This is a genomic window from Prevotella sp. DNF00663 (genome assembly GCF_001553265.1).
Lineage (GTDB): Bacteria > Bacteroidota > Bacteroidia > Bacteroidales > Bacteroidaceae > Prevotella.
Genome location: NZ_KQ960620.1, coordinates 59,943 through 74,843, shown reverse-complemented (window position 1 = coordinate 74,843; position 14,901 = coordinate 59,943). Strand labels below are relative to the sequence as shown.

Below are 14,901 nucleotides of genomic sequence, written 5' to 3'. Positions count from 1 at the left end.
ATTCAGCAAAACTGCCAAAGCACAACAGTATCGCTGTTAAGCCTTGGCAGTAACTCAATACTATTTTCTATACTTCCAGATATGTATCACCTTTCTAACGATTGCAATATGGTTGAAAGTCGATATACCTACAAATAGCACAATACCTACAACCAATGCAGGCCACACTCCCCTATCATCCATATTAGGAAATAGCGCTTCTATAACATCCATATAGTAAAGACGAACGGCATACAAAATAATCCAAGCCAAAATTAGAACTCCAAAATTCAATACCAATGTCAGCCATCTGTATGGCCATGCCACTTGCATAGGGCTATACCCTATCAACAGTAAATTTTCTAATTTCTCAGAATTCTTTTGTACCAATAGGTAGATGCTCAACATAAGGATATAAAAACTAAGAGCACTAATAATTAGACCGATGGCTACAACCATTGCTACAAGTAGTCGCAAGAAGTAAGTAGTCTTCTCCGCATTGAGTTTATCATTCTCCTGCTCATATCCTTTCCTATCCAGATACTTTGTAAAATGTTCGTCCGATGGGTTCTTAACAGTTACTATTAGGCGTGTAGGAGCAGTCGATTGCTGAGGCGCATACCGCTGATTACTCCAATCCATGAACGACTGCGGTACTAATATTGATGACAAACGGCTAGAGAATCCTATTACTTTGCCTTTATAAATATCAGTATATCCATTACCACGTATGTTGATATAAAAGTCTATCAGCCCCACCAATCCTTCACTGATTTTGGGCAGCGAATGGCTCTGTGCAAATCCAAAATTGTACATCGTAAGATATACTTTCGGCAGGATAATCGGAATAACCTTGCTTCCCGGAGTATATTTCCAAGCACTTAAAGGCACTTCGACAAATTGATTAGGAATGCTCTCAAAGGATATTTCACCATTATTCAGAACGCTTGTCCCATTGACAGACATATTGGCATCAGCTTTATACTCTGCACTTGTAAAGGTTCCTAAGTCGGTAATGAAGTCTTGATTTTCCAAGTCTTCTACTTCAGCATCACTGAAATTGCTGGCTTTTGCACTTAATGTATTACCTGCTCCTATTTTCTTATTAATAACCAGAAAGCCCGAACGCATGAAGCTATCTTCTGCTGTGAGTACCGAAGATATATCATGATAAAATTGAAAACCTAACAGAACGATGGTCATTCCAAACAGGTTTGCAAAGAAAAAACCGGCAAACTGCGGAATGCTGATATGTTGTCTTAGTAACTTCCAAACAAGTTTCATAATCTCAAAACTCTTTCGTAATTCATATCCATATGCTTTCCAATACTGGTAACAATAATACCCGCGCCTTGCTTCTTAGCTTCTTCTAACATAATTTCAGCCATAATTGTCGAATTCTTGTCATCAAGATGACTGATAGGTTCGTCTGCCAATAAGAAATCAAATGGCTGAACCAAAGCTCTTATAAAGGCTACACGCTGTTGTTGACCAAAAGACATAAGCCCAACTTTAGTATTCATCTTGTCTACAATTCCAAGACGTTCGAACCAATCATGAATTTGGGCGTCTGTCTTAAAAGCGGTAATATGATTCTTGATTTCTACATTTTCATAAGCAGTAAGTTCTGGAAAGAGTCTCAATTCTTGAAACAAATGGCTTACATGACATTTCCTTTGCTCTACCCAATCTTTCATTTTAAAGTCACTGATAGACCGATTATCAAAAGAAATTTCACCAGTATAATCATGCCGGTAGCCAACTATATAACTGCAGAAGGTGCTTTTTCCTTTACCACTTTCTGATTCTAGGAGGTATAAATGTCCCTTTTGAAATTCTACATCCTGCTTCCACACATCAGAATGAATGTCACTTCTGTTAGCAAAAACTTGTGGCAAGACATTGCTAAACTTGATTTTTTCCATCGGTTATTTGATTCTATAAACGAGTTGGCTAACCTTTCCAAAGATAGGACTGATAAAATCCCCAACCATATTACCCTTTTCTGTCCCAATATGATTAAGGTTGACCATCATGACAAAGCGTTGTCCGGCAAACAACTGTTGGTCATTTCTTGTCGGTCTATTCTCTTGATTAGCGATGGTAGATAAAGCCTTTTCTGGTGTACTACCACTATAGAATTGCTTATCAGGCGTTACTCCAAAGTAGAAATCAGCCTTTCCATCAGAAAAATGGAATGCATCTTTCTGCCAATCGACGATGCTACTGCCTGCTGGACAAGACTGTTTCCAATAATCAACATCGGCTAACCATTTTGTATGAGCTAGTTGGGCTACTAATGAGATGCCTTGACTTGCCTTATCATTCCTCCCTATCAAAGTCATTTCACCATCAATGCTCCTTAATATATTATTCATGTCTATTGCCGAATTAATTCCGGAAAGTAGTACTTGGAATCCCTTGTTATTCTGCAAAACAGGTAAATAGGCTTCTCCATTCACATCCATAAAGATGCCAATAGCATCTTCGGGATGCATGGTATTCGCATATGTGCCTTTGATTGGGCGATAAATAGCCAATGCGTTTTGTAAGGACTCATTCACCTTACGATTAAATGCAAACGGCTTCCCATCAAAGAATAAACATTCTCCATGCTTCTCTACATTTGTACAAATATAAACTCTTGACGCATCAGCACCTTTAGGTATACCGATAGTCAGAGGGGCTACCAACTGTTCAGGCAAGGCATCTGCCCGTGCCACCATGCACATGGGAGCTTCCAGTGAATCGATTTTCTCGTAGATTTTACTACTCAAGATACCTTCATCCTCATCTTGATTCAAATATTTTACCATCTGTTGTCGCATTTGACTTTGGCCAGATACCGTTACAGGTCCCATTATCAAAAGCGATTTATCAGAATAACCTACGAGCCAAGAATCTCTCAACACAGCAAAATTATAATCTCTGAAAGATTGTACTTTGCTACATACTCCTTGCTCGTTTAAATTGTCCAATGTTTTTAGAAAATCGTCCTTATCTCGCATTTTCATGCATGCCCCTAAATTCCCATCAGGCGATTCAAACAGCAGGATACGTTGTGAAAGGTCTATCCCCGTCTTGTCTAATTTCTTCAAGTGAAGAAGTGACTTTAAAACAATAACATTATCAATGCCACTCATCTTGGCAGGATTAATAGCTATTAAAGCTTTTGATTCTGCTGGAATAGGATTCAAATAGCTACTATCCGAACAAGATAATAGCAAATTCACTAATAATACTCCTATGATAATCCTAAAATGTTTCATACTTCTAAATTTCTTTTAGTCAATTGCGACATCATAACAGCATACAGTCCGGCCGTTTCCGTCCGTAGCCGACTATTCCCCAATGATATAGGACTATAACCATTGTCCATAGCAAACTTCACCTCGTCAATAGAGAAGTCGCCCTCTGGCCCTATCAATACTGTAATATCCTCATTCGCATCTGTTTGCTGTAAAATATTAAAGAAATCTTCTCTTTCTATTTCTGGGTAACAATGTGCTATAAATTTAAGCCCTTTGCGAGGAGAGGTTATAAACTCTTCAAACGAAGATAGTTCATTGATAGTAGGCATCATGGACTTCCTACTCTGCTTAACAGCCGAAACCATAATTTTTTCAAGCCTGTCTATACGCAAGACTTTACGCTCAGAAAACTTGCATTGTAAAAAAGAAAAATGGTCAATACCTACTTCGCAAGCTTTCTCAACCATCCACTCCATACGGTCAATATTCTTTGTTGGTGCAATGGCTAGATGTATACTTCCATACCAACCTTTAGGTTGAGAAATCATATCAAGTATTCGGAATAAACATCTTTTCGATGTTGTCAAAGTTACTTCTGCTTGATAGAAATTACCAACTCCGTCTAATAACCATAATTGGTCGCCTGTTTTAAGGCGCAATACGCGTATTGCGTGTTGGGCTTCATCTAATGGTAACTCTTCCGTTTCGGGAAGAGTCGATACATAAAAAAAATGAGATTCTTTCATTATTTATTTGAATCATCAGTTATATCGGTACGCCTTTTCAACTCTTCGCTAAGATTAGAGGCGAGTTTATAATCCTCATCGCGAATAGCACGCTCTAATGCTTCCTTAAGCATAGGAGTACTAATGACATTCACAGGGAGTGCCACTCCATTTCCATTGGGATTGTATGGCACCCTTTGGCGCTCCCAAAGATTAGTATCTATATTGATAGGAAGTCTAGCCATATAAGCCAAAAGGACTCCATCTGTAGCTCTTATAGCATATTGGTCTAATGTCTCCACATTATTCAATACGGTCATATACTGTCCATCCACAACATCTAATATTAACAATTCAAAGGCATTGGATTGATCGGAACTGATGATATTCCATAAAACGGCAGGCAACATACGCTCCGACATCTTGCCTTTTGTGAAATAAAGGTCGAAGAGTTGCATGTCATATCGTTCACATGTTATTGACAACAGATATTCTTCGGCCTTATCTACCAAGACAAGAAGTCCTTTATCTTTTGTTCCAATTATCTCCGATATGTTTTTAAAGATAATTTCAGTCTTATTCATGTACCTCCTTCGGCTGCGGTTTAAAAATCAAAGCAAAGCATACACCAACCAACAATGCATAGCCGGCAAAAATCAACCAACAAGATTGCCAATCACCGACAACAAATACTTCATCAAACTTCTTTAGTTCATGTGTAAAATGATCGACCACAGCCTGTGCCGATAAAGTTCCTATCGTAGCCCCAATTCCATTAGTCATGAGCATAAAAAGTCCTTGGGCGCTCGAACGGAGTGCCGGATCTGTAGACTTATCGACAAATAGCGAGCCCGAAATATTAAAGAAGTCGAAAGCCACTCCATAAACTATCATGGACAAAACAAACATCCATACACCATTGCCGGGATTTCCATACGCAAAAAGACCAAAGCGCAAAACCCAAGCAAACATGGCTATAAGCATAACATTTTTGATTCCATACTTCTTCATGAAGAACGGAATGAGAAGAATACAGCATGTTTCGCTAATCTGTGAAAGAGAAATAAGCATATTAGCATGGCTTACCCCGAAAGTATCTGCATATAAATCCATCGGTTTAAAGCTGTGGATAAAAGGATTGGCAAAGCCGTTGGTTATCTGCAAACTTACACCAAGCAACATTGAGAAGATAAAGAAGATAGCCATCTTACGCTGCTTGAACAAAGTAAATGCACGTAATCCAAAGGCATCGACCAAGCTTTTCTTATCATCACCTTTACTAACAGGGCAAGCAGGCAATGAAAATGTATATAGGAATAAGATTAGACTAAATACGCCCGATGTTACAAATTGGTACTGATTGGATTGGAACCCCATTAAATCTACCAACCACATCGTACAAATAAATCCGATAGTTCCAAAGATACGTATGGGAGGGAAAGCTTTTACAGTATCCATATTTGCCTGCGTTAAGGCAGAATATGCAACAGAATTGCTTAATGCCAAGGTTGGCATGTAAAACGCAACACTCAAGGAATATAATAAAAAAACATGATTTTGTGTGGTAGCAACACTCAACATCAAAGCTCCGGCAATCAAGTGACAAAATCCTAATAAGCGTTGGGCAGATATCCATCTATCAGCAATAATACCTATCAATGCAGGCATAAATATAGAAACAACACCTTGTATTGCATAAAACCACCCTATGCTTTGAGCCATCCCAATATTTACGAGATAGGTTCCCATGGAAGTCAGATAAGCCCCCCACACTGCGAACTCCAAAAAGTTCATCAGTGCCAAACGTATTTTTAAATTCATCTGTGTTATTGATTTACTTTGTTGCAAAGATAAGGTAAATCAACCAATTACAATAAGAATAAAACAAAAAAAATTGATTGTCTCACGACAACCAATCTTTATTAACCTTAATAATCTAATACCATGAAAAACACAGTGCAAATATAGACTATATCTTTTAATATATCAAAGTATAGTGCAGTTATATGTATGTTTTATAACATAACTTAATAAACTTAGACAGTCTATTAAACTTCGTTGACAAGAACATGCGTTTCTAACAATATGTACCTATTTTATATACGATATCTAGTAACCGATAAGAAGTTCACATCAGCAGTAACCATCACTTTAGTAAAACATTCATTATAATTTGGTCAAACTCTGCCTGATTATGTGCCCCTACTATCATTTGTGGTTGTCCGGTTTTAGGTATCATGAGAAAAGTCGGTATCGACTGTATACCAAACTGTGTAGCAAGCTCTTGCTCTTTATCTATATCAATCTGATAAACATTGATACGTCCTTTATATTTGGTTGCAAGCTGTTCCAAAATGGGAGACATCATTTTGCAAGGCCCGCACCATGTCGCATAAAAATCTATAATTGCTGGCTTGTCACCTTTAAACTTCCATTGTTTATCGTTCTCATAATCCATGACTTTATTCTTGAATTCTTGAGCGGTTAGACTTTGTACAGCTTTCTCAGAATTCTCTTTCGACTCTACTTGCTGTGCTACATTTTTTACTGAACGAGGGGAGGTATTACAACCAACAAATGTAAACGCTACAGCCATTATTATTAATACAATTTTTGTTTTCATTTATTTGAATCCTTTCATTTAGATTGATAATTCTTTAAATTCATAAAGGCAAAGATAGCTGTAATTCTATTTAGAATTAGGAAGTTAATCCTTTTTAAATAGGATTTTATAAAGAATTGAATAATAAGAAGGTTATCTGTTTGCGGAAACAGCAAAAATGTAATGTAGAGATTACAAATTTGAGACTCTATTCTTTGTACATTTATATTTTTACGCTATATTTGCAAAAGAATTACATGAGAGTGCAAACTTGACGCGTTTGACCTTATAATATAAAACGAATAATAAAAACAATAATTAAATAACTCCATTTTAACATGACTAAAAAAAGAGTTTACACTTTTGGTAATGGAAAAGCTGAAGGTAAGGCGGACATGAGGAACCTGCTTGGTGGTAAAGGTGCCAACTTGGCAGAAATGAACTTAATTGGTATTCCTGTCCCTCCCGGATTCACAATTACCACTGATGTTTGTAATGAATACTTTGAAAAAGGCCGAGAAGCTGTTGTTGAACTACTAAAAGCAGAAGTAGAACAATCTGTTCATCACATAGAATCATTGATGAACTCTAAATTTGGTGATCCTCAAAATCCTTTATTGGTCAGTGTCCGTTCTGGTGCTCGTGCATCTATGCCCGGCATGATGGATACGATCTTGAATTTGGGACTCAATGACGAAGTGGTTGAAGGGCTTGCCAAGAAAACTCAAAATGAACGTTTTGCATACGACAGCTATCGTCGCTTTGTCCAAATGTATGGTGATGTTGTATTAGGCATGAAGCCTGTAAACAAGGAAGACATCGACCCATTCGAAGCTATTATCATGGATGTAAAACGTCAACGTGGTATCACGCTGGATAATGAATTAACCGTTGAAGAGCTGAAGCAATTGGTAGAATTGTTTAAATTTGCCATCAAACAGCGTACTGGCAAAGATTTCCCAACAGATCCAATGGCTCAATTATGGGGTGCTATCTGTGCTGTATTTGATAGTTGGATGAATGAAAGAGCAATTCTTTACCGTAAGATGGAGGGAATTCCTCAAGAATGGGGTACGGCCGTTTCTGTTATGGCTATGGTGTTCGGAAACATGGGCGATACTAGTGCCACCGGTGTATGTTTTAGCCGTGATGCAGCTACAGGAGAGAATGTATTCAATGGAGAATATCTAGTAAATGCACAAGGAGAAGATGTGGTTGCAGGTATCAGAACTCCTCAACAGATTACTTTGGCGGGTTCTAAAAATTGGGCAAAACTTCAGGAAATTGATGAAGAGACTAGAGCCACGAAGTATCCTTCGATGGAAGAGACAATGCCTGAAATCTATGCTCAGCTAAATACCATCCAAGAGAAGTTGGAAAAACATTACCATGACATGCAAGATATGGAATTTACTGTTCAAGAAGGTAAATTATGGTTCTTGCAAACAAGAAATGGCAAACGTACAGGTATGGCAATGGTTAAAATAGCCATGGATCTTTTGAAAGAGGGTGAGATTGATGAGAAAACAGCTTTGCAGCGCTGTGAGCCCATTAAGCTGGACGAACTCTTACATCCGGTCTTCGACAAGTTGTCTCTAGCTCAAGCCAAGGTGTTAACACGAGGATTACCAGCGTCTCCGGGTGCTGCCTGTGGACAAATTGTATTCTTTGCAGACGATGCTGCTAGATGGAGCGCAGAGGGACATAAGATTATTATGGTTAGAATAGAGACCAGCCCCGAAGATTTAGCAGGAATGAGTGCTGCAGAAGGAATTCTCACTGCTCGCGGAGGTATGACAAGCCATGCTGCCGTCGTAGCTCGCGGAATGGGTAAATGTTGTGTATCTGGTGCCGGTGGCATCAATATCGATTATAAAGAGCGCACATTAGAGATTGATGGTATCACTTTGCGCGAAGGTGATTACATTTCACTAAACGGAAGTACAGGTGAGGTATATTTAGGTGAAGTTCAGACAAAGCCTGCAGAAATCACAGGTGATTTTGCGAATTTGATGGCGTTGTGCAATAAATATACGAAATTGGTTGTTCGTACCAATGCCGACACCCCACATGATGCTGAGATTGCTAGACAGTTTGGTGCAGTAGGTATTGGTCTGTGCCGTACAGAGCACATGTTCTTCGAGAATGAAAAGATCAAAGCTATGCGTGAGATGATTTTGGCTGAGAACACTGAAGGACGTGAGAAAGCACTTGAAAAACTTCTTCCTTTCCAAAAACAAGATTTCTATGGCATCTTAAAAGCTATGGATGGTTGTCCGGTTAATATCCGCTTACTTGATCCTCCATTGCACGAATTCGTACCTCACGATATTGAAGGACAAAAGATTATGGCCGAAGAGATGGGAGTTTCTGTACAGACGATACAACAACGTGTCAACTCCCTCAGCGAACATAATCCTATGTTAGGACATCGTGGTTGTCGCCTTGGAAACACTTATCCTGAAATTACAGCGATGCAGACTCGTGCTATCCTTGGTGCTGCAATCCAACTAAAACGAGAAGGCTTGGATCCTCATCCAGAAATTATGGTTCCCTTGATCGGTATAGTAAATGAATTCGATGAGCAAGAAAGGGTTATTCGTAAAGTGGCTAAGGAGTTATTTGAGCAAGAGAATGTAGAAGTTCCATTCAAAGTTGGAACTATGATTGAGATTCCGCGAGCAGCTTTAACAGCTGAAACCATCGCAACGAAGGCTGAATACTTTAGCTTTGGTACGAACGACTTGACACAAATGACATTCGGTTATAGCCGTGATGACATCGCCACATTCTTACCGGTCTACTTAGATAAGAAAATATTGAAAGTAGATCCATTCCAAGTATTAGATCAAGTCGGTGTTGGCCAACTCATTGATATGGCAGTTCAAAAGGGACGCAATACCCGTCCTGAACTGAAATGTGGTATTTGTGGTGAACATGGTGGTGAACCATCCTCTGTTAAATTCTGCCATCGCGTAGGACTCGATTATGTTAGCTGTTCTCCCTATAGAGTGCCTATTGCAAGACTTTCGGCGGCGCAGGCAGCAGTGGAAGAAGCATAAAGAAAGAAAGAACTAAATAAAAGTTGAGCGGAAACCTTTTGAACTTAAAAGGAATCTCCGCCCAACTTTATATACACCATCCAAACCCGCAATGCAGAGAAAAAATCTACAGAAAAAGCAAACAAATCTTTGGCTATATCAAAAAAATACTCTATCTTTGCATCCGCAATTAACAAGGTACCTTGGCCGATCGGTTAGGTAACGGTCTGCAAAACCGTGTAGAGCAGTTCGACTCTGCTAGGTACCTCTACAAAGAGTGAAGAATTATCTTCACTCTTTGTATTTTTATTGGTTAATACACATACAAAAAAGACTCAGCAAGATTCTATCTTTTGAGCCTAAATATTATCTATGAAATGCTTTTTCCCCTATTGTACCAATGCTTCACATAATTTACGCTGCAACACACGCGCATCTAACACTGACATATCTGTATCCATAATAGCAAAAGCAAGAAGATGCCCATTACTACCAATACAATATCCTGCAAGCGAACTGATACCATAAGGATGAGAAAGAGTTCCAGTTTTGGCCCTCACCTTTCCTCTTAATTTAGAACTGGACATTTCTCTACGCAGTGTACCATCAACACCTGCAATAGACAATTGATTGTATAACATACGGAAAATAGATTTGTGTTGATAACCATAGCGTAATATTGCTGTGAGAGCGACTGGTGAAAGATGATTATGAGTACATAATCCACAACCATCGTGAACAACTAATGTCGAATCATGTAGTTGTAATGTATCTTTTAAAAAGGTCTTTAAATATTGTACACCTGCGGTAGTTGGTTCTATATCAGGATTCACACGATGTCCAATAGTGTAGAGCATAGATGTAGCTTGCGTGTTAGAACTATTCTTCCACATGCGTCGCGTCACTCTGTCTATTGAACGATAAAAGCGAAAAATACAATGAAATTTCTTGGAAATCTTTGCTATAACAAATTGATTATCGGCCACTTGGATTCCATATAAACGAAGTGAAGACTTAAAGTCACGTATAACACGTGGTGCTCCTTTGTAAAGAATACTATAGTGTGAAAAACTTAAATCCCAAGGATACCAATGCTTCTCACTCTGTACTGGCTTATGAAGTAATAAATCCAAACGAATTTTACCACTGATTTTTTTAATACCACGCCGTTTTAGCTCTTTAGCGAACATTGTGAAATCAGTTCCTTGCAACTGTGGATCTAAATCCGCTCGAAAACCTAAATCACCGTGTAGTATTCCATCACTTACAGTTCCACATGTGTACAAAGATGTTGTATATAGATATTTAGTACCCAGCAATTGCAACCCGGCAACCCCACTAAGTAGCTTCAAGCATGAAGCTGAAGATTGTGCTACATTCTCATTCACTCCGTAGACAGGCTTATCTGCTGTAAGATCATAAACAAAAAAGCCAAAATTTCCTTTTGCCCGCGGCTTCGCTGCAAATTCTACGAGTCGCTCATACAGAGCATTATCAATTTCGACATTCTCTGATACTAGGCTTTGTCTTTTTTCTTTCGTTCTGTTATCATTTCCACATGCATAGAATAAAAATATTACAACCAATACTACAATTACATGCAAGGGAGAATATAACCTATTATCAATAATCCTTCTACTCATTTAACCTTCTACAACTTAATTTTTTTCTTTACCCCTTTACTCTCATTGCTCATGCGATCTAAAGACGTTACAACATAGACGTATTTCTCCATACCTTTGTCATAGGGCAATTTATAAAAGGTGTTATCGGTTATCGTTACAATACAATTAGGATTCTCTATGTCTATTTTCTCATCTTTTTTAAAACGATAGATAACATATTTGGTCACAACATCATACCATTTCTTCGCTTTAGGCGCTTTCCAAAATAGAATATAACCATCGCTCGTCCACACCGGCTTCACCTTTTTAGGTTTCTTTGGTGCTTTATCATCAATAAATGTCATTTGAGGTTGGAGTGCAGGATTTCTCCAATAATGTTCACGCAACATTGTACCATAGTTACCCATATTATCTGTAACAGCTTTAGCATACCACAAGACAGTTCCTTTTACATTCTGCATTTGTTTATGGAGTTCAAACTTTGCGGTTTGCTGATTTTTTTGTGGATCAGTTAAATCCGGAGTACTAACAGAGCGCTCTACACTCTCGCCGATATAAAGAGGCCTATGAGAAGCATGTCGATTCCACCAGCGAATAAGAGTAGCATAATCTGCTGTAGGATGACCAATCTGCCAGTATAACTGTGGAACAGAATAATCTACCCAGCCATTATTAACCCATAAAAGGACATCAGCATACAAATCATCATAGTTCTGTAATCCCCTAGTCTCACTTCCTATCAGTGGAGCATTTGCCTTATTTCTATATATACCAAACGGTGAGACTCCAAACTTGACCCAAGGTTTTACAGAATGAATAGAATCAGACAACTGCTTAATAAATAGATTCACATTATATCTTCGCCAGTCATCACGATTGTTAATACCATTTCTACTTTCGGCATATTCTTTATCATCAGGAATCATAGAACCAGCTACAGGATACGGATAGAAATAATCATCAATATGGAAGCCATCAATATCATAACGTTTTACAATATCGGTAGCTATGCGGCATATAAATTCTCTATTCACGGCTTGTCCGGGATTCAATATAAATTGACCATCATATGAGAAGACACGCTCTGGGTGTAAAATAGCAATATGATTTGAAGCCAACGTTGATGTAGATTTTGTCTTCGCCCTAAAAGGGTTTATCCATGCATGTAATTCCATTCCACGCTTATGACATTCTTTTACCATCCATTCTAACGGGTCCCAAAAGGGCTGTGGCGCCAATCCTTGTTGGCCAGTCAAGAACCTACTCCAAGGTTCGTATGGGCTAGCATAAAGAGCATCGCATTCAGCCCTTACTTGAAAGATAATAGCATTAACCCCATCCCGTTGTAGTTCATTTAATTGGCTAGTTAGCATTTGTTTTATCCTTTGACTGCCTAGCCCCTGAAATTGGCCATTGACACACTGAATCCATGCTCCACGAAACTCACGTTTATTTTGAGCTTGACCAAAACATGGAATCAATAAAAGAAAAATCAAAAATAGAAATATTAAGCGTTTCATATTAAATAAGTGTAATGTACATATTTGGCTGAACAGTAAAATAACTGGTAGACAGATGGCAAAGTTAATAAAAAAACACCATTATTTTTTGTATTCGATTGCTTTTTATTAACTTTGGCCTAAATACAATTTGATGAAAACGCAATGGCTCTATATAATCTTACTGGCACTGTCATCTGCCAATGTATTTGCAAAAGCGCATTCTGATACGCTCTTGCTACACCGAGTTTTCTCATTTGCAGCAACTGTTGACACTACGAATATCAAGCCAAATACATCCTATACTTATACCAAATACTCATTAAATGTAAAACAACGTAACTTTATTTTATTAGCGGTTCCTACGATGTATGCTGTAGCACATGGAGAGAGCCGAAAGTATATAGGTGAGACCTTAGAACAAATTACTTCACAAAATATTGAGAGATACTCAACCCGCAATCTGCTAGATGTAACTACAGTACCCCATCATAAAAAGAGCATGTCTAACGTGCTGAAATATCTTACACCTCGACTTTATGCAGAGACAATGATTGGTGACAACCTATTATCTCCTTTTAATTATTATAATCGACGATATTATAAATATTCCATTGCATTTATGAAAAATGGAATAGCAAACCTACACTTCAAGCCACGACTGAAGAACACACAACTGATAAAAGGTCAAGCACTTATAGATATTGAAACCGGCAGCATTATTAAAACGCTAATAAATGGTGAATACGATATGGTCAAATTCACCCTGAATTTAAATATGAATAGAAATGGAGCGTATGCATTAGTTCCAAAAGAAGCTATACTGACCTGTAATTTCTCTTTCTTGGGCAATAAAACCGATGGACACTTTCAAGCTGTATATGGCTTAACTCCACATTTTACGGATAGCATTGGTGATTCCCATGATTACCAGCTCATGGAAAAATTGCGCCCTATTCCTCTCTCTGCAGAAGAGCAAAATACGTATACAGAGTATTTCAACAAAATCAAAACAAGGACAATTCAACCCAAAACTACAAGTCCACTAAAAAAAATATTATGGGATATAATTGGTGACAATATTTTAAACCGAATTAGATCTAACTATGGAAAAGCAAACCAAGGATATTTTAGGATGGATCCCATCTTTAATCCTCTTTATATGGGATATGACGATAGACGCGGATTCATCTACAAACTTGATTTAAGAACAAACTATGATTTTGATTCCAATAGAGAGTTTTATATTCGCTTAAAATCGAGCTATTCATTTAAAAGACATCAATTCTATTTCAAACTTCCAACCGTATTTTATTATAATAAGCAAAAAAATGCTTATATAGAAATGCAGCTAGAAAACGGGAACTGGATTAGAAATGAACTTATAGAAAGTGAACTAGATAAAAAGAGAGTTAAATCTACCTATAGTGATTATAGCCGAAGTAAATATTTCAAGGACATGCATGTAAAAATCAAGAATAATCTTGATATTAATAAATACATAAGCTTTCAAGTTGGAATCTCTGCTCATAAGCGCTCAGCCATGGAACACGAAAGATATGAAGCCGCAGGATTACCATCTAACTATGTATCCGTAGCTCCAATGGCCGAAATTCAATGGCGTCCAAGAACTTGGAACGGGCCTTTGATAGCATTAGATTATGAACGCGGTATAAAGAATTTTCTTGGTGGAGATATTAATTATGAACGCTGGGAGTTAGATATGCAATGGATTAAACGTCTGACACGTCTCCAATCTCTACAAATGAGAATTGGTACCGGTTTATATACCAAGAAAGGTGAGTCCGCTTATTTCCTTGATTTTGAGAATTTTAGAGAGAACAATCTTCCCGGAGGTTGGAACGACGACTGGAGTGGCGAATTTGAATTACTAAACTCTAACATATATAATGCCTCTAAATGGTACGCAAGAACGAATTTTACATACGAAAGCCCATTACTATTTATTTCAAGACTTCCATTGGTTGGTCACTTTATAGAAATGGAACGTTTCTATCTTAGTGGTTTATGTGTGAAAACAATTCATCCATACATAGAAATGGGATATGGGTTTACAACAAGATTATTCTCCATCGGTATGTTCGTCAATAATGAAAATGGACGATTCAGAGATTTCGGATGTAAATTGGGTTTCGAATTATTTAGACACTGGTAGATT

Annotated in this window: 11 protein-coding genes and 1 tRNA gene; 3 read left to right on the top strand and 9 right to left on the bottom strand. The window is 37.9% G+C overall.

Translation table 11 applies throughout. The features are described 5' to 3' along the window. Nucleotides 1-60: 60 nt before the first annotated feature. From HMPREF3034_RS06360 to trxA, 7 genes are all read right to left on the bottom strand, one after another. Nucleotides 61-1,263: a cell division FtsX domain-containing protein gene (locus tag HMPREF3034_RS06360; protein ID WP_036899803.1), complete on the bottom strand. Its 1,203-nt coding sequence runs from the start codon at nucleotides 1,261-1,263 to the stop codon at nucleotides 61-63. Continuing rightward, complete coding sequence (locus HMPREF3034_RS06355) at nucleotides 1,260-1,904, bottom strand: ATP-binding cassette domain-containing protein (RefSeq protein WP_062434126.1); 645 nt, start codon at nucleotides 1,902-1,904, stop codon at nucleotides 1,260-1,262. The genes HMPREF3034_RS06360 and HMPREF3034_RS06355 overlap by 4 nt, the downstream gene beginning before the upstream one ends. Nucleotides 1,905-1,907: 3 nt before the next feature. After that, on the bottom strand, nucleotides 1,908-3,248 hold the full coding sequence (locus tag HMPREF3034_RS06350; protein WP_082721715.1) for a DUF4836 family protein: 1,341 nt from the start codon (nucleotides 3,246-3,248) through the stop codon (nucleotides 1,908-1,910). Beyond that, nucleotides 3,245-3,976 (bottom strand): 16S rRNA (uracil(1498)-N(3))-methyltransferase, encoded by a 732-nt coding sequence (locus HMPREF3034_RS06345; RefSeq protein ID WP_036899810.1) that lies wholly within the window; start codon nucleotides 3,974-3,976, stop codon nucleotides 3,245-3,247. Before HMPREF3034_RS06345 ends, HMPREF3034_RS06350 begins: the two co-directional genes overlap by 4 nt. After that, a complete protein-coding gene (locus tag HMPREF3034_RS06340; RefSeq protein WP_036899812.1) occupies nucleotides 3,976-4,539 on the bottom strand; it encodes a DUF151 domain-containing protein in 564 nt (187 codons plus the stop codon). The genes HMPREF3034_RS06345 and HMPREF3034_RS06340 overlap by 1 nt, the downstream gene beginning before the upstream one ends. Then, on the bottom strand, nucleotides 4,532-5,776 hold the full coding sequence (locus HMPREF3034_RS06335; protein WP_062434120.1) for an MFS transporter: 1,245 nt from the start codon (nucleotides 5,774-5,776) through the stop codon (nucleotides 4,532-4,534). The genes HMPREF3034_RS06340 and HMPREF3034_RS06335 overlap by 8 nt, the downstream gene beginning before the upstream one ends. A 325-nt stretch (nucleotides 5,777-6,101) precedes the next feature. Beyond that, nucleotides 6,102-6,578, bottom strand: a complete 477-nt coding sequence (gene trxA, locus HMPREF3034_RS06330) for a thioredoxin (RefSeq protein ID WP_082721714.1) — start codon at nucleotides 6,576-6,578, stop codon at nucleotides 6,102-6,104. A 317-nt stretch (nucleotides 6,579-6,895) separates the two neighbouring features. On the opposite strand from trxA, the gene ppdK reads away from it, so the two are divergent. Together ppdK and HMPREF3034_RS12585 are read left to right on the top strand one after the other, a co-directional pair. Next, complete coding sequence (gene ppdK, locus HMPREF3034_RS06325; protein WP_062434117.1) at nucleotides 6,896-9,619, top strand: pyruvate, phosphate dikinase; 2,724 nt, start codon at nucleotides 6,896-6,898, stop codon at nucleotides 9,617-9,619. Between the two features lie 176 nt (nucleotides 9,620-9,795). Then, nucleotides 9,796-9,866, top strand: a tRNA-Cys gene (locus HMPREF3034_RS12585). Nucleotides 9,867-9,987: 121 nt separating this feature from the next. On the opposite strand, the gene HMPREF3034_RS06320 is transcribed toward HMPREF3034_RS12585, so the two are convergent. Together HMPREF3034_RS06320 and HMPREF3034_RS06315 are read right to left on the bottom strand one after the other, a co-directional pair. Beyond that, the gene (locus HMPREF3034_RS06320) at nucleotides 9,988-11,241 is read right to left on the bottom strand and encodes a D-alanyl-D-alanine carboxypeptidase/D-alanyl-D-alanine-endopeptidase (RefSeq protein ID WP_062434114.1); all 1,254 of its coding nucleotides are present in this window, start codon (nucleotides 11,239-11,241) and stop codon (nucleotides 9,988-9,990) included. Nucleotides 11,242-11,249: 8 nt separating this feature from the next. Continuing rightward, complete coding sequence (locus tag HMPREF3034_RS06315) at nucleotides 11,250-12,743, bottom strand: glycoside hydrolase family 10-like protein (RefSeq protein ID WP_062434112.1); 1,494 nt, start codon at nucleotides 12,741-12,743, stop codon at nucleotides 11,250-11,252. 133 nt (nucleotides 12,744-12,876) lie between these two features. Here HMPREF3034_RS06315 and HMPREF3034_RS06310 point away from each other — a divergent pair, with 133 nt between their 5' ends. Next, a complete protein-coding gene (locus HMPREF3034_RS06310) occupies nucleotides 12,877-14,898 on the top strand; it encodes a DUF5686 family protein (protein WP_036899823.1) in 2,022 nt (673 codons plus the stop codon). Nucleotides 14,899-14,901: the final 3 nt, after the last annotated feature.